Source organism: Buttiauxella brennerae ATCC 51605, from assembly GCF_001654925.1.
Taxonomy (GTDB): Bacteria; Pseudomonadota; Gammaproteobacteria; order Enterobacterales; family Enterobacteriaceae; genus Buttiauxella; species Buttiauxella brennerae.
Window position 1 is genome coordinate 34,809 of the sequence record NZ_LXER01000005.1, and the last position, 15,655, is coordinate 50,463.

A 15,655-nucleotide genomic window follows, 5' to 3' on the forward strand; every position below is an offset into this window, starting at 1 on the left:
GTAGAATGGTGATGATTCCAGTTTATTGATAGTGCTTAATAACCAGGTTAGAGATCTATATAAATGCCGTTCAACCCGGTTATGTCAGTGAAATAGTTTGCTGTCAGAGAGTATCGATGACCCCACCGTCAACGCGAACGGACGCTCCTGTGGTCGCGGAAGCAAACGGCGACACAAGATAGGTTACTAAGTTTGCGACTTCCTCGACGCTGCTGGCACGTTGAATGATCGAACTGCCACGATGCTGCTTGACGAAGGCGGCGGCAATTTCCTCCAGCGGCAACCCCGTTTTCGCTTGCTCATCGGCAAGCATCGCTTCTACACCTTCGGAAAGAGTAGGACCCGGGAGTACGGAGTTAACGGTGACATTTGTACCAGCCATGCGCTTAGCGAGACCGCGGGCGACAGCGATGTCGGCGGTCTTGCTGACGCCGTAGTGAATCATTTCGACCGGAATATTAAAACCGGATTCTGAGGCCAGGAATATCACGCGGCCCCAGTTCAGTTTCTGCATGCCTGGAAGATAGGCGCGGGAAAGCCTGACGGCGGACATGACATTGACCTGCCAGTGGCGATCCCAAACTTCGTCGTCAGCGTCGAAAAAGTCAATTGGCTGAAAGATGCCTGCGTTGTTAATCAGGATGTCTACCTGAGGAATTTGGGCGACAAGAGCCGCACACCCCTCGGCAGTTGACAGGTCGGCCGTGGCAGGTTTAACGCTACCTCTTGCGCCTTCGGATTCTAGCCGTTTGGCGGCCTTTGTGGTCTTTTCCTCTGAGCGGCCATTGAGCACTACATCCGCTCCAGCCCTTGAAAGTTGGCGAGCAATTGCGTAGCCGATGCCTTCCGTTGAACCTGTAACCAGCGCTCTCTTGCCTGTGAGATCGATTTGCATTTTCTGCTCCTGTCGAGATTGGATGACAAAAATATGGGGGTCAGTTTTGCAGTCTCGCAATGGGCAGGTCAGTGGGGAATATGGGGAGAAAGGAAGTGAATTCGCCCTTCAGAATGCCTGCGCATCAGGATTGCTGAAAGTGTAGCAGGCGCTGGAATGTGGGGGAGGTGATGAGTCATCGAATAGGGTTCGATGGAGTGAGCGTTTCTCCAATAGCAAAAAACCCGCCATAGGCGGGTTCTTTTAAATGTGGTGCCCGGACTCGGAATCGAACCAAGGACACGGGGATTTTCAATCCCCTGCTCTACCGACTGAGCTATCCGGGCAACGGGGCGCATTAAACCGTAAAGGCCGTTGGGCGTCAACGCTTTTGTGTTAATAAGCCGTGCGTTTGCACGAATAATGTGCTCTGCGTGGCAACTCGGGTTGAACGACGGGGCAGAAGGTGCCATGATTGCGCGAAATTTCACACATCTGCAACAGGGCGTTTATTGATGTTTATACCCGTCATACTTCAAGTTGCGGATGCGTTGGCAGCGTTCACTCACCCGAATCACTTACAACAGTAAGCTCATCGGGATTCGTTCTCTTGCCGCCTTCCCGCAACTCGAATTATTTTGGGTATATAGTCAATGATTTCCAGCATCTCGATGACGCTCGTTCACCTCTCGCTCGTATCCCGAAGACCCTTGCTCACCATGCGGTGAGGGCAACGCACGCTCACTGCAGGACAACAGTAAAATCAGGTGATGCCTGGTTTTACTGATGTCTGGCGGTCGGAGTGGGTATTATCCTTCAGACCATCAAGACACATTCGCCGGGGAATGCTCCCTTTGCCGTGCCATAAGGCACTCACTCATCCTTGACCTCTGGGATTTGTGCATATGAAATCTTTGAAAATTGCCGCCAGCCACGATGTGGTTGCTACTTTGTCTACACATCGCGAAATCGTCACGCTTGATAGCACCGACTTCACCGATATTGCCGCCGTCGTACTTTCTGTGGCGGATAGCCGCAGCGGTATTCTGGCGTTACTCAAACGCACGGGCTTTTCGATTCCTGTTTTTTTAGCGGCTGATGATTGGTCAGGCAAGAAAGAAGGTATTACGGGGTTGATCACCGGCAAAGCTCAGGACTATCTGGAGCTTGAAACCGCTGCTGTAGATTATGAAGAAAGCTTGCTCCCTCCGTTTTTCGATACATTGACGAAATATGTCGCGATGGAAAACAGCACTTTTGCCTGTCCTGGTCACCAACATGGTGAGTTTTTCAAAAAGCACCCGGCAGGGCGCCAGTTCTATGATTTCTTCGGTGAGAATTTATTCCGTGCTGATATGTGCAACGCTGACGTAAAACTCGGTGATTTGCTAATCCATGAGGGCTCGGCCAAGCATGCGCAGAAATTTGCAGCCAAAGTGTTTAACGCCGATAAAACTTACTTCGTGTTAAATGGCACGTCTGCGGCGAATAAAGTCGTGACGAATGCGCTGCTGACCCGTGGCGATCTGGTTTTGTTCGACCGCAATAACCATAAATCCAACCACCATGGCGCGTTGATTCAGGCCGGGGCGACTCCGGTTTATCTGGAGGCATCTCGCAACCCGTTTGGCTTTATTGGCGGTATCGACGCGCACTGCTTTGAAGAAAAATACCTGCGTGAATTGATTGCGGAAGTTGCGCCAGATCGCGCCCAGGAAAAGCGTCCATTCCGCCTGGCTGTCATTCAGCTCGGTACCTACGACGGCACAATTTATAACGCCCGCCAGGTAGTGGATAACATCGGCCATCTTTGCGATTACATTCTGTTTGATTCAGCCTGGGTCGGTTACGAGCAATTCATCCCGATGATGGCTGATTGCTCACCGTTGTTATTGGATCTTAATGAAAATGATCCTGGCATTTTTGTTACACAATCGGTGCATAAACAGCAGGCTGGATTCTCGCAAACTTCGCAGATCCACAAGAAAGATAACCACCTGCGTGGGCAGGATCGTTTTTGTCCGCATAAGCGGCTGAACAATGCGTTTATGCTGCATGCTTCAACCAGCCCGTTCTACCCGCTGTTTGCGGCACTCGATGTGAATGCGAAAATTCACGAAGGGGAGAGCGGCCGCCGTTTGTGGGCTGAGTGTGTCGATCTGGGGATTGAAGCGCGTAAAGCGATCATCGCTAACTGCAAGATGATCAAACCGTTTATTCCACCGGTAGTTGCGGGCAGGCCGTGGCAGGATCACCCAACTACAGCAATTGCCCAGGAACGCCGTTTCTTTAGCTTTGAGCCGGGTGAAAAGTGGCATGGTTTTGAAGGCTATGCGCAGGATGAATACTTTGTCGATCCTTGCAAGCTGCTGCTGACTACGCCGGGGATCGATCCCCAAACTGGGCAATATACGGACTTCGGTGTACCTGCGGCGATTCTCGCAAACTACCTGCGCGAAAACGGCATTGTGCCTGAGAAATCGGATCTTAATTCAATTTTGTTCTTGCTGACGCCAGCCGAAAGTACCGAGAAAATGGCGCATCTGGTAGCAATGCTGGCGCAATTTGAACAGCATATTGAAGACGATACGCCGCTGGTGGATGTGTTGCCGACGATCTATCAGAAGTATTCCCAACGCTATAAAGGCTACACTCTGCGTCAACTTTGCCAGGAGATGCACGATCTGTACGTCAGCTTTGAAGTGAAGGATCTGCAAAAAGCGATGTTCCGCAAAGCTAGTTTCCCTGCCGTTGCCATGAACCCACAGGATGCCAACAGCGAGTTTATTCGCGGCAATGTGGAACTGGTACGCCTGAGTCAGTCAGAAGGGCGTATTGCAGCGGAGGGAGCGTTACCGTACCCGCCGGGCGTGCTTTGTGTGGTGCCAGGCGAAGTCTGGGGCAGTGCCGCGTTGCGCTATTTCCTGGCGCTTGAAGAGGGCGTGAATATGTTGCCGGGCTTCTCGCCGGAGTTGCAGGGTGTGTATAGCGAAACGGATGCCGACGGAATTAAGCGTTTGTACGGCTATATGATTCAGGCGTAAGAGTAATGTCTCCCTTTTCTGAATGAAACGGGAGACATTGATTATCAGACTGCTGGCTGAATGGCCGCTGGCGTTCTGACATGTTTATATTTGAACAGTGCGACGAAGGCGAAGGCCAGCACCAGTGAATAACCGGCGAAAATCAGCCACACGCTTTGCCAGTCAGTAATACCTTGCAGTGTGAAGTGCTCTACTACTTTACCGCTGACAATCCCGCCCAGAATGCAACCAAAGCCGTTTGTCATCATCAGGAACATGCCCTGTGCGCTGGCACGGATTTCTGGTTTCACTTCTTGCTCAACGAATACCGAACCGGAAATGTTGAAGAAGTCGAAGGCGCAACCGTAGACGATCATCGACATCACCAACAGCATGGTGCCCATTGGTGTCGGGTCTCCAAAAGCAAACAGACCAAAGCGCAACATCCACGCCACGATACTGATAAGCATCACATTCTTGATGCCGTAACGAATCAGGAAGAAGGGAATTGTCAGGATAAAGACGGTTTCGGAAATCTGCGAAATCGACATCAGCACTGACGCATGTTCGACAATAAAGCTGCTGGCGAACAGTGGGTTTTGGTCAAAACTGTGCAGGAAGGTATTACCAAACATATTGGTAATTTGCAGTTCGGCACCCAACAGCATGGAGAAGATGAAGAAAATCGCCATGCGCTTGTTTTTGAATAATGCAAAGGCATCCAGCCCAAGCATTGAAGTCCAGCTCTGGTTTTTCTGCGCGTTGGCGACCGGGATGTGCGGCAGTGTCAGAGTGAACAGCGCTAAAACGACAGACAGCGTTGCGCCGATATAAAGCTGCATGTGGCTTAGCTCAAAGCCTGAGAAGCTCACGCCCCACATGGCGAAGATAAAGCCTATGGTTCCCCAGATACGAATTGGCGGGAAGTCCCTCACGATATCCATACCCACCGATTGCAGGCGATAGTAAGAGATAGTGTTCACCAGCCCAAGCGTTGGCATGTAGGCAAGTGAGTTCAGCAAGATGATGATGAACATCGCGCCTGGTGTCGTGACCTGTGCGGCGAAATACAAAGTGATGGCACCGACCAGGTGGCAAGCAGCATAAAGCCAGCGTGCACTCACCCATTTGTCAGCAATAATGCCGAGCAATGTCGGCATAAATACCGCCGCAATCCCTAATGAACTGTACACCGCGCCGATAGCTGCGCCATCAAATTTGAGAGTGACGAACATATAGGAGCCGAGCGTGGTGAGCCAACTCCCCCACAGGCAGAACTGCAGAAACGAAAGAATTTTTAGCTGCAGCTTAAGGTTCATGTAAATTTCCTCACGGGATGTGTTGTTAAATGTTTTATTTCTAACATATGACATGAAATATGTTAGGAAAGTAACATTAGCAGTGCTGCGGAGTAATTTTTGGTACATTCAGCAAAGAAATGAAAACATCCTCAAATTGCATTCGAAAATAGTGATTTCGGTTCCACTTTTTGCAAGATGATGAGGTGGTGGTGTGGGGGAGGAGGTTGTATCTCCCACCTTAAAACCACAGGTGGGAGATACAAAGGATCAGAAGTTAACGCCTGCGATAGCTCTTCTGCGCGGTATTCACTTTGTAGAGATAATGGCGTGACTCAGCTGAAGGGTGGCGTGTAGTTAGTGTCTGATACACATCGCCCGGAGTCATGCTGTTGATAATATTGTATGCACGGTTCTTATCGTTGTTGAACACGCGCAGCACGCTGCCAGCACCACCGTTATAAGCGGTTATGACCGCATAGCGGCGTGAGGTCGGGTTATCAATCCCGCTCAGGTAACTGTCTTGCAAAATCGCCAGGTAAGCGGTACCGGTGTCGATATTACTTTCAGGATCAAACAAGTAGCTGCGGCTTGGCTTGCCCCATTTCCCTTGCGATTTAAACACATCAACGCCCGCGCTGTGCTGCACAACCTGCATCAGGCCGAGGGCATCTGCATGGCTCACTGCGTACGGGTTAAAGCTCGACTCAGTTTGCATGATCGCCAGAATCAGTGATTCTTCCACACCATATTTCTTCGATGCTTTGCGGACCATGCCGATATATTTATGCGCACGCTTATCAAGGTGGTTTGGCACCAGGTTAATCGTCACGCTATAAACAATTTTAAGCCCGGTGCTGCGGCTTTTCAGGCGCGTTTGTAGCAGGTAATCAGCAAATTTTGACGCGCGACCTTCCCAGCGAATCGGCTGGCCAGTGTTATCAACAACCTGGCCATACAGGAACGGCTCTTTGGAGATCATCACATCGTTGGCATCGGAATAAAGATCGATCGAACCTGGATCGTCGCCCATCAATAACGTGGTGATGATCGCCTGACGCAAGTGCGCAGCAGGATCGGTGCCGGCAATGGTTTCAATGGTGATCGTACCCTCGTCAAAGTTGATATGGCTACGGGTCAGGTATTGGTCGGTATATTTTACGTAGTCTTTTGGACCCGCAATCAACACTTCCTTCATACCCCAGATATTTTCGATGTTATGAGCAAATTGCCCCATCAAAATATCAAAACCATTCGTGTCCTTAACAAAAGCTTCGTTATAGGAATCTTCTTTTTTGCTCGAACATGAGATGAGCAACGGGACAACCAGAGCTAGCGCGAGAAATTTTTTCATCATTCCGTGTGTGCGTTGTGCTTAATGCGTTTTGCAAAAGGGCCAAAGGCCCCTGTGTTTTTATTTTTCTGGCGGCGTGTAGCCTTCGATGTGGACTTCTTTGCCTTCGAACAGGAAATTGACCATTTCAGCTTCCAGCTCTTTGCGATGCTCTGGATTCATCATGCTCATTTTGCGTTCGTTAATCAGCATGGTTTGTTTGGCCTGCCACAAAGCCCATGCTTCTTTAGATATTTCGTTATAAATACGTTTGCCTAGCTCGCCCGGGTACAGCTGGAAATCCTGGCCTTCGGCATCACGTTGCAGGTAGGTACAAAAAATAGTTCTGCTCATTTTTAATCCTCATTCTTCTTCAACAGCTCGCGCTGATTTAATCACTACCGGCTCGGCGTGTAATTGCTGTAATAAACGCTCTACAGGGGCGGCCAGTCCTACAGATGGTGGCTGCGCTAAGTTATACCAGAGAGCTGTCCCTTCATCCATGCACCCGCTGAATGAAGGCACGGGGAGCCACATTGGGACGATGTCCAAATGGAAGTGGCTGAAAGTATGGCGGAAGGCGGTTAATTGCGTGAGATTATCGACGGGAATATGGTGTTGCGCCAGGAAGCCGCGCAGCTCATCTTCGGTTGTAAACTGTGGGAAACAGTATAAACCACCCCACAGGCCGACAGGTGGCCGCTTCGCAAGCAGCACGCTTTGCTGGTGTTGCATCATCAGCATATAACCGATGCGTTCCGGTATGGTGACTTTAGGCTTCTTGCCTGGATAACTGGCCCAGCTGTTATTGGCATAAGCCACACAGATATTATTTACCGGGCACAGTTCGCATTTTGGTTTTGAGCGGGTACAAACCATCGCCCCAAGATCCATCATTGCCTGGTTAAACTGGCTCACGCCTTGCGCAGGTGTGACTTGCTCGCTGATGTCCCAGAGTTTTTTCTCAACGTCTTTTTTTCCCGGCCAGCCAGCGACGGCATAACAACGTGCCAGCACCCGTTTTACGTTGCCATCGAGTATCGGGAAGTGTTTACCAAGCGATAGCGAAAGAATAGCACCCGCAGTTGAGCGCCCAACGCCTGGCAGTGCAGACACTTCTTCAAAGGTTTCCGGAAAAACGCCGCCATGCTGGTTCGCCACCATTTGTGCGGCTTTATGCAGGTTGCGGGCACGGGCGTAATAACCCAGGCCAGTCCACAGGTGCAGCACTTCATCAATGGGCGCGTGAGCAAGATCGGTGACGGTCGGGAAGCGTTCCATAAAACGCTCAAAGTAAGGAATGACGGTGGCAACTTGAGTTTGTTGCAACATCACCTCAGACAGCCATACTTTATAAGGCGTTTTCTCGAGTTGCCATGGCAGTGTTTTGCGCCCGTATTTTTGGTACCAATCGAGAACCTGGTGGGAGAATTGCGGCGCTTGTGTCATTGTTACCCGGCATCCGATAAATAATAAGTGTGTGATTTAGGTGGCTGATTCCAGCACAGACGACTCTGTGCTGTAAACCGGAACTTTCTGGTGCTTGCTTCTCACCCTTAACTTTGGATAATGCCCGTTTCCTGAATACTAACTTAAGCCTGAACACCATGAAAAATGACGTCATCTCACCGGAATTTAATGAAGAAGGCCGCGCAATGCGCCGGATTCGTAGTTTTGTACGCCGTCAGGGTCGCCTGACTAAAGGGCAGGAGTTCGCTCTGGAAAACTACTGGCCGGTGATGGGCGTTGAATATGAAACCGCGCCTGTTGATTTTACAGCCCTTTTTGGCCGTGAAGCACCCGCGACGCTGGAAATTGGTTTCGGCATGGGGACGTCGCTTGTGGCAATGGCTCAGGCGAACCCACAGCAGAACTTTTTGGGTATCGAAGTGCACTCACCAGGCGTGGGCGCATGCCTTGCGACCGCTCACGAAGAGGGTGTCGAGAACCTGCGCGTGATGTGCCACGATGCGGTTGAAGTGCTGGAAAAAATGATTCCTGACAATTCTTTAAACATGGTTCAGCTCTTTTTCCCTGATCCCTGGCACAAAGCACGTCATAATAAGCGCCGTATCGTTCAAGTGCCGTTTGCCGAACTGGTAAAAAGCAAACTGAAACTGGGTGGCGTGTTCCATATGGCAACCGACTGGGAACCTTATGCTGAACACATGCTCGAAGTGATGTCCTCTATCGACGGTTATAAAAACCAGTCGGAGAGCAACGACTACGTACCGCGCCCGGATTCACGTCCGGTGACCAAATTTGAACAACGTGGCCATCGTCTTGGTCATGGCGTATGGGACTTAATGTTCGAGAGGGTAAAGTAATGGCAATTAATCGTAGCCGTCGTTTGCGTAAGAAAATGCACATCGAAGAATTCCAGGAATTGGGGTTCTCTGTTGCATGGCGTTTCCCGGAAGGCACTTCCGAAGAACAAATTGATAAAACCGTTGATGCGTTTATTGACGAAGTTATCGATAAAAACGGTCTGGCTTTTGATGGCGGCGGCCACCTTTCCTGGGAAGGCTTAATCTGCCTGCAGGAAATTGGCAAATGCACCGAAGAGCATCAGGCTCTGGTGCGCAAATGGCTTGAAGATCACAAGGCAGAAGATGTTCGCACTAGTGATCTTTTTGATGTCTGGTGGGATTGATATATACCTTAATCTTTCAAGCTGCATGTGCGTTGGCTTTCCTCGCTCACCCCAGTCACTTACTTAAGTAAGCTCCTGGGGATTCACTGCGTCGCCGCCTTCCTGCAACTCGAAATCTTTGGGTATATGCAGAACAAACAGGTCGGTGAAAACCGGCCTTTTTTTTCTTAAATTTTTAGAAGTTCAGGAGTGACTATGATTCGTAAGGCTCTTATGGGCGTTCTGTTGCTCACCGCGATGCAGGCGCAGGCCGACTATAAATGCAGCGTCACGCCTCGCGATGACGTAGTAATCAACCCGCAATCCGTTCAGGTTGTTGGCGAAAATGGCAATCTGGTTATTGCCCCCGATGGCAGCCTGCAATTCAACGGCAAGCCACAAACATTAAACGCAACGCAACGCCAGCTGGCGGTGAATTATCAGAAAGCGTTGCGTAGCGACCTCCCATGGATCAATAACGGCGCATTGACCCGCGTTGAAAAAGGTCGTGTTGCGCTGGATAAAATCATCGCTAAAGAAGTGGGCGAGAGCAGCAATATGCGTGGCCGCCTGACGAAGCTTGATGCACAGCTAAAAGAGCAGATGAACCATATTATTGAAACCCGCCAGGACGGTTTAACCTTCCATTACAAAGCCATTGATCAGGTACGTGCCGATGGGCAGCAACTGGTGAACCAGGCGATGGGCGGTATTCTGCAAGACAGCATCAATGAAATGGGTGCTAAAGCGGTTCTGAAAGGTGGCGGCAATCCGCTGCAAGGCGTGCTGGGAAGCCTGGGTGGCTTACAGACCTCGATTCAGAATGAGTGGAAAAATCAGGAAAAAGATTTCGAGCAGTTTGGCCGCGATGTGTGTAGCAAAGTGGTGACGCTGGAAGGGCAGCGCAAAGGGCTTGTAGAGACTCTCAAGTAAGACCCTTCATACTTCAAGCTGCCTCTTTGTTGGCTGCGTGTTCTCGCCCAGGTCACTTACTTATGTAAGCTCCCTGGGCCTCGAACACTTGCCGCCGCGATGCAGCTCGAATTATTTTGGGTATAAGACTTGCTGTTTATTAACGCATAAACGCCGGTTGTTTTTGCTCGTAAGCAGAAATAGAACCTTCGTGTTGCAGCGTCAGACCGATACTGTCCAGCCCTTCTAACATGCAGTGGCGGCGGAAAGTATCGATATTAAACGAATAGCTTTTCTCACCCGCAATCACCGTCTGCGCTTCCAGGTCGACAACGAATTTAATACCTGGATTTGCCGCGACCAGTTTGAACAACTCATCGACTTCTGCTTCGCTCAACGTCACCGGCAACAGCTGGTTGTTGAATGAGTTACCGTAGAAAATATCGGCAAAACTTGGCGCGATGACCACTTTAAAACCGTAATCGGTTAAAGCCCATGGTGCGTGTTCACGCGAAGAACCACAGCCGAAGTTTTCACGCGCCAGTAAAATTGAAGCGCCTTTAAACTCAGGGAAATTCAGCACGAATTCCGGGTTCGGTTGTTGGCCTGCATCATCCAGAAAACGCCAGTCGTTAAACAAGTGAGCACCAAAACCAGTGCGGGTCACCTTCTGCAAAAATTGCTTAGGAATGATTGCGTCTGTATCAACGTTTGCGGCATCCAGCGGAACGACCAGGCCGGTGTGTTGAATAAATTTCTCTGCCATGGTGTTTCCCTTATTTCAATGTGCGGATGTCAGCAAAATGACCAGAAACAGCTGCTGCTGCTGCCATTGCCGGGCTAACCAGGTGCGTACGACCACCGCGGCCCTGACGGCCTTCAAAGTTACGGTTGCTGGTGGATGCACAGCGTTCACCCGGCTCCAGGCGGTCGTTGTTCATCGCCAGGCACATGGAGCAACCAGGCAAACGCCATTCAAAGCCCGCTTCAATAAAGATCTTATCCAGACCTTCGGCTTCTGCCTGCGCTTTTACCGGACCAGAGCCTGGCACCACTAAAGCCTGCACGCCGGGTGCGACTTTACGGCCTTTGGCAATTTCTGCCGCAGCGCGCAAATCTTCAATGCGTGAGTTGGTGCATGAACCGATAAACACTTTATCGATAGCGACTTCGGTTAATGGAATACCAGGTTTCAGGCCCATATACGCCAGAGCTTTTTCAGCAGAGGCACGCTCAACCGGGTCAGCGAAGGATTCTGGATTCGGGATGTTTTCGGTGACGGAAATGACCTGGCCTGGGTTGGTACCCCAGGTGACTTGCGGTGCAATGTCAGCCGCATCCAGGGTCACAATGCTGTCGAACTTCGCGCCTTCGTCAGTGCTAAAGGTTTTCCAGTAGTCGACGGCGTCATCCCAGCTTTCTGCTTTCGGTGCGTGCAGACGGCCTTTCACGTAGTTAAACGTGGTTTCGTCTGGTGCAACGATGCCCGCTTTGGCACCCATTTCGATTGCCATGTTGCACAATGTCATGCGGCCTTCCATCGACAGCGCCTGAATCGCGCTACCACAGAATTCCACTACATGACCGGTGCCACCCGCACTGCCGGTTTTGCCAATGATTGCCAATACGATGTCTTTCGCGGTAATGCCCGGTGCCGCGGTGCCAGTCACTTCAATCTTCATGGTTTTGGCACGGCCCTGTTTCAGGGTTTGCGTTGCCAGTACGTGTTCAACTTCAGAAGTCCCGATCCCGAACGCCAGTGCGCCAAATGCGCCGTGGGTTGCGGTATGGGAGTCGCCACAAACGATGGTCATGCCAGGTAAAGTGATACCTTGCTCTGGGCCCATCACGTGGACGATGCCCTGGAACGGGTGGTTCAGGTCATATAACTCAACGCCGAACTCTTTGCAGTTTTTCATCAATTCCTGCATCTGAATGCGGGCCATTTCGCCGGAAGCGTTGATGTCTTTAGTTTGCGTGGAAACGTTGTGGTCCATGGTGGCAAAAGTTTTGCCAGGCTGACGCACCGGTCGCTTGTGCGCACGCAGACCATCAAATGCCTGCGGGGAGGTCACTTCGTGCACCAGATGACGGTCGATGTACAACAGTGGTGTTTCATCGACTGCTTCGTAGACGACGTGGGCATCGTACAACTTTTGATATAACGTCTTCGCCATGATTATTTCCCCTCTGCCACGAAGCGAGCAATGGTATCGCCCATTTCGTCGGTGCTGATTGCATTGCCATCACGAGCCAAATCGCCGGTACGGAAACCTTCTTCCAGCGCAAGGTTGATAGCGTTTTCGATGGCCAAAGCGGCCTCTTCAGCATCCAGGCTGTAGCGCAGTAATAAAGCCAGAGACAGGATCTGCGCAATTGGATTCGCAATATTTTTACCGGCGATATCAGGCGCGGAACCGCCCGCTGGTTCGTACAGGCCGAAACCTTGCTCGTTCAGGCTTGCGGAAGGCAGCATGCCCATAGAACCGGTGATCATCGCGCATTCGTCAGACAGAATGTCGCCAAACAGGTTGGAGCACAGCAGCACGTCAAACTGGGACGGATCTTTAATCAGCTGCATGGTGGCGTTGTCGATGTACATGTGTGAAAGCGCAACATCCGGGTATTCTTTCGCGATTTCACCAACGATTTCGCGCCACATTACCGATGATTGCAGCACGTTCGCTTTATCAATTGAGGTGACGATGCTGCGACGTTTACGAGCAGATTCAAAAGCGATGCGCGCAATACGCTCGATCTCAAACCGGTAATACACTTCGGTATCAAAGGCTTTCTCGTGCATGCCGGAGCCTTCACGGCCTTTCGGCTGGCCGAAGTAGATCCCGCCAGTCAGTTCACGCACACACAGAATGTCAAAACCGTTTGCGGCGATGTCAGCACGCAGTGGGCAAAACTCTTCCAGACCCTGGTACAGGCGAGCAGGGCGCAGGTTACTGAACAACTTAAAGTGCTTACGCAGCGGCAATAATGCGCCACGCTCTGGCTGCTCGGCCGGAGGCAGGTGTTCCCATTTAGGTCCGCCAACGGAGCCAAACAGAATTGCGTCTGCTTGCTCGCAGCCTTCAACGGTAACGGGTGGCAGCGGGTTGCCGTGGCGGTCGATAGCAATGCCACCCACGTCATATTGACTGGTGGTAATGCGCATATCGAAGCGCGTACGAACTGCATCCAGCACTTTCAGCGCCTGAGCCATAACTTCTGGGCCAATGCCGTCACCCGGCAATACTGCTATATGATGAGTTTTTGACATGTCACACGGTTTCCTGATTATTTTCTTTATTATGAGCTTTGCGTTGCAATTCTTTTTCGACGATGCCAGCGCGCCAGATGTTGTTCAGCACATTTATCATTGCTTTAGCAGAAGATTCAACGATATCGGTCGCCAGACCCACGCCATGGAAACGGCGGCCTTTATGGGTCACAACAATATCTACCTGACCCAACGCATCTTTACCCTGACCTTTTGCAGACAATTGGTATTTCACCAGTTCGACATCGTAGTTGGTGATGCGGTTAATCGCCTGGTAAACCGCATCGACCGGGCCGTTACCTGTTGCCGCTTCAGACTGCGTTTCTTCACCGCACTGCAACTGGACGGAAGCGGTAGAAATCACGCTTGAGCCGGACTGCACGTTGAAGTATTCCATGCGGAAATGTTCTGGTTCTTCTTGCTGTTTGCCAATGAACGCCAGCGCTTCCAGGTCGTAGTCAAAGACCTGACCTTTTTTATCGGCCAGTTTCAGGAAGGCGTCGTATAAAGAATCCAGGTTGTAATCGTCTTCTTTATAGCCCATCTCTTCCATGCGGTGTTTCACTGCGGCACGGCCAGAACGGGAAGTCAGGTTCAATTGCACCTGATTCAGACCGATGGTTTCCGGGGTCATTATTTCGTAGTTTTCGCGGTTTTTCAGTACGCCATCCTGGTGAATACCTGAGGAGTGTGCGAAAGCATTGGAGCCGACAACAGCTTTGTTAGCAGGAATTGGCATGTTGCACAGTTGGCTGACAATCTGGCTTGTACGGTAGATTTCATGATGATTGATATCGGTATGCACGCCCAGCATTTGCCCGCGTACTTTTATCGCCATAATGACTTCTTCCAGCGCGGTGTTACCTGCGCGTTCACCAATCCCGTTCAATGTGCCTTCAACCTGACGGGCACCGGCCTGAATCGCGGCAATTGAGTTGCCGGTCGCCATGCCCAGGTCATCGTGGCAGTGCACAGAGATAATGGCTTTATCAATGTTTGGTACGCGGTTATACAACGTCTGAATAATGCCGCCGAATTGCACTGGCGTGGTGTAACCCACAGTATCAGGAATGTTGATAGTTGTAGCACCTGCGCCAATAGCGGCTTCAACAATACGGCACAGGTTATCAATGGGTGTACGGCCTGCATCTTCACAGGAGAACTCAACGTCGTCGGTGTAGTTACGGGCGCGTTTGACGGAATTGACTGCGCGAGCCAGGACATCATCGAACGTGCTACGTAATTTGGTTTCGATGTGCATGGTCGAAGTGGCCAAAAACACATGAATACGGAATGCTTCGGCAATCTTCAATGCTTCAGCTGCAACATCAATGTCTTTATCGACACAACGGGCGAGGCCACACACACGGCTGTTTTTGATATGACGAGCGATAGTCTGTACAGATTCGAAGTCACCAGGAGAGGAAACAGGGAAACCGACTTCCATTACGTCAACACCCATACGTTCCAGTGCCATCGCAATTTGCAGCTTCTCTTTTACACTCAGACTTGCCTGTAATGCCTGCTCACCGTCACGCAAAGTGGTATCGAAAATAATGACTTGTTGGCTCATGTTGTGGTCCTTTCTCGTCTTAGGGGCCCTTGCTACGAGCATAAAAAAACCCGCGCAGTGGCGCGGGTTTTTTCTGTCTGATGGCTTGAATCAACGTTCGATTTCGCCCACCAGCCTACCGCGCAAAGAAGTTGCGTTTAGTAGTAGACCTAGTAGGCGAATGCTGCGAATCATGTTTTCAAACCCCAAGTGAATGCGTTATGCATTTATTGGTACTTGATCTGGCTGGCAGTGTCAACATCCGATTATCTCAGCCAGGGGTTTAGTGAGAGTAAGATGGATTGTGAGTTAGTTATTTGTGCTGTGAGATGTAATTTCCATAATATTTCTGAAAGTATGAAAAAAGATTAATTACGCCCGTGGGGGAAATGAAATCATCAGAAACAATTAAAAACAATATACTCCACATCAATAGTATTCATCATGATTATGAATTAAAGAGGTTTCACTGCTATTTTTAATCCACTTTAGGAGTTTGTCATCTTCCCTTATTGACTGTTTGTGAGTAGAGAATGTTGCAAAGTTAGAATGATTATCCATGCTTAATATATTATTCACAGGGTCAATCGTTGTGTGTTAAGTCATTTTATGATTTGATTAGCTCGAACCAAAATCAACTGGCGAAGAGTGTGTTTTTTTTTCGTTTCACCAGTCTTGTCGGTAGCTGAAATCGTGTTGGTACGTTAGAGAACATTCATAATTTATATCTGGATTTTTTTGAATAGTGTTTTCGATTGCA

General features: G+C 50.2%; 13 protein-coding genes and 1 tRNA gene. 4 read left to right on the plus strand and 10 right to left on the minus strand.

The window, feature by feature from the left end:
• Window positions 1-103: 103 nt before the first annotated feature.
• Both M975_RS00565 and M975_RS00570 read right to left on the minus strand, forming a co-directional pair.
• Complete coding sequence (locus M975_RS00565; protein ID WP_064556659.1) at window positions 104-895, minus strand: SDR family NAD(P)-dependent oxidoreductase; 792 nt, start codon at window positions 893-895, stop codon at window positions 104-106.
• Between the two features lie 250 nt (window positions 896-1,145).
• A tRNA-Phe gene (locus tag M975_RS00570) sits at window positions 1,146-1,221 on the minus strand.
• Window positions 1,222-1,779: 558 nt separating this feature from the next.
• Between M975_RS00570 and M975_RS00575 the strand changes: the two genes are divergently transcribed.
• Window positions 1,780-3,918: an ornithine decarboxylase gene (locus M975_RS00575; protein WP_064556660.1), complete on the plus strand. Its 2,139-nt coding sequence runs from the start codon at window positions 1,780-1,782 to the stop codon at window positions 3,916-3,918.
• A 44-nt stretch (window positions 3,919-3,962) separates the two neighbouring features.
• On the opposite strand, the gene M975_RS00580 is transcribed toward M975_RS00575, so the two are convergent.
• The 4 genes from M975_RS00580 to mutY form a co-directional block, all read right to left on the minus strand.
• A complete protein-coding gene (locus tag M975_RS00580; protein WP_064556661.1) occupies window positions 3,963-5,216 on the minus strand; it encodes a nucleoside permease in 1,254 nt (417 codons plus the stop codon).
• 256 nt (window positions 5,217-5,472) lie between these two features.
• A complete protein-coding gene (gene mltC, locus M975_RS00585) occupies window positions 5,473-6,549 on the minus strand; it encodes a membrane-bound lytic murein transglycosylase MltC (RefSeq protein WP_064556662.1) in 1,077 nt (358 codons plus the stop codon).
• A 60-nt stretch (window positions 6,550-6,609) separates the two neighbouring features.
• Window positions 6,610-6,882, minus strand: a complete 273-nt coding sequence (locus M975_RS00590) for an oxidative damage protection protein (RefSeq protein ID WP_034460971.1) — start codon at window positions 6,880-6,882, stop codon at window positions 6,610-6,612.
• A 9-nt stretch (window positions 6,883-6,891) separates the two neighbouring features.
• Entirely contained in the window at window positions 6,892-7,977 is a 1,086-nt protein-coding gene (gene mutY / locus M975_RS00595; protein WP_064556663.1) for an A/G-specific adenine glycosylase, read from the minus strand.
• A gap of 158 nt (window positions 7,978-8,135) precedes the next feature.
• Here mutY and trmB point away from each other — a divergent pair, with 158 nt between their 5' ends.
• From trmB to M975_RS00610, 3 genes are all read left to right on the plus strand, one after another.
• A complete protein-coding gene (gene trmB / locus M975_RS00600) occupies window positions 8,136-8,855 on the plus strand; it encodes a tRNA (guanosine(46)-N7)-methyltransferase TrmB (RefSeq protein ID WP_064556854.1) in 720 nt (239 codons plus the stop codon).
• A complete protein-coding gene (locus M975_RS00605; protein WP_064556665.1) occupies window positions 8,855-9,181 on the plus strand; it encodes a YggL family protein in 327 nt (108 codons plus the stop codon). The genes trmB and M975_RS00605 overlap by 1 nt, the downstream gene beginning before the upstream one ends.
• A gap of 195 nt (window positions 9,182-9,376) precedes the next feature.
• Complete coding sequence (locus M975_RS00610) at window positions 9,377-10,093, plus strand: YggN family protein (RefSeq protein ID WP_064556666.1); 717 nt, start codon at window positions 9,377-9,379, stop codon at window positions 10,091-10,093.
• Window positions 10,094-10,232: 139 nt separating this feature from the next.
• On the opposite strand, the gene leuD is transcribed toward M975_RS00610, so the two are convergent.
• The 4 genes from leuD to leuA are packed head-to-tail and all read right to left on the minus strand — an operon-like array spanning window position 10,233 to window position 14,916.
• Entirely contained in the window at window positions 10,233-10,838 is a 606-nt protein-coding gene (gene leuD / locus M975_RS00615) for a 3-isopropylmalate dehydratase small subunit (protein ID WP_064516159.1), read from the minus strand.
• A gap of 10 nt (window positions 10,839-10,848) precedes the next feature.
• Complete coding sequence (gene leuC, locus M975_RS00620) at window positions 10,849-12,249, minus strand: 3-isopropylmalate dehydratase large subunit (RefSeq protein ID WP_064556668.1); 1,401 nt, start codon at window positions 12,247-12,249, stop codon at window positions 10,849-10,851.
• A 2-nt stretch (window positions 12,250-12,251) separates the two neighbouring features.
• Complete coding sequence (gene leuB / locus M975_RS00625) at window positions 12,252-13,343, minus strand: 3-isopropylmalate dehydrogenase (RefSeq protein ID WP_064516163.1); 1,092 nt, start codon at window positions 13,341-13,343, stop codon at window positions 12,252-12,254.
• 1 nt (window position 13,344) lies between these two features.
• Window positions 13,345-14,916 (minus strand): 2-isopropylmalate synthase, encoded by a 1,572-nt coding sequence (gene leuA, locus M975_RS00630; RefSeq protein ID WP_064556669.1) that lies wholly within the window; start codon window positions 14,914-14,916, stop codon window positions 13,345-13,347.
• Window positions 14,917-15,655: the final 739 nt, after the last annotated feature.

Bases quoted from the DNA above. Each gene is read 5' to 3' on its own strand.
- M975_RS00565 (WP_064556659.1), bottom strand. From the start codon at position 895: ATGCAAATCGATCTCACAGGCAAGAGAGCGCTGGTTACAGGTTCAACG.
- M975_RS00575 (WP_064556660.1), top strand. From the start codon at position 1,780: ATGAAATCTTTGAAAATTGCCGCCAGCCACGATGTGGTTGCTACTTTG.
- M975_RS00580 (WP_064556661.1), bottom strand. From the start codon at position 5,216: ATGAACCTTAAGCTGCAGCTAAAAATTCTTTCGTTTCTGCAGTTCTGC.
- mltC (WP_064556662.1), bottom strand. From the start codon at position 6,549: ATGAAAAAATTTCTCGCGCTAGCTCTGGTTGTCCCGTTGCTCATCTCA.
- M975_RS00590 (WP_034460971.1), bottom strand. From the start codon at position 6,882: ATGAGCAGAACTATTTTTTGTACCTACCTGCAACGTGATGCCGAAGGC.
- mutY (WP_064556663.1), bottom strand. From the start codon at position 7,977: ATGACACAAGCGCCGCAATTCTCCCACCAGGTTCTCGATTGGTACCAA.
- trmB (WP_064556854.1), top strand. From the start codon at position 8,136: ATGAAAAATGACGTCATCTCACCGGAATTTAATGAAGAAGGCCGCGCA.
- M975_RS00605 (WP_064556665.1), top strand. From the start codon at position 8,855: ATGGCAATTAATCGTAGCCGTCGTTTGCGTAAGAAAATGCACATCGAA.
- M975_RS00610 (WP_064556666.1), top strand. From the start codon at position 9,377: ATGATTCGTAAGGCTCTTATGGGCGTTCTGTTGCTCACCGCGATGCAG.
- leuD (WP_064516159.1), bottom strand. From the start codon at position 10,838: ATGGCAGAGAAATTTATTCAACACACCGGCCTGGTCGTTCCGCTGGAT.
- leuC (WP_064556668.1), bottom strand. From the start codon at position 12,249: ATGGCGAAGACGTTATATCAAAAGTTGTACGATGCCCACGTCGTCTAC.
- leuB (WP_064516163.1), bottom strand. From the start codon at position 13,343: ATGTCAAAAACTCATCATATAGCAGTATTGCCGGGTGACGGCATTGGC.
- leuA (WP_064556669.1), bottom strand. From the start codon at position 14,916: ATGAGCCAACAAGTCATTATTTTCGATACCACTTTGCGTGACGGTGAG.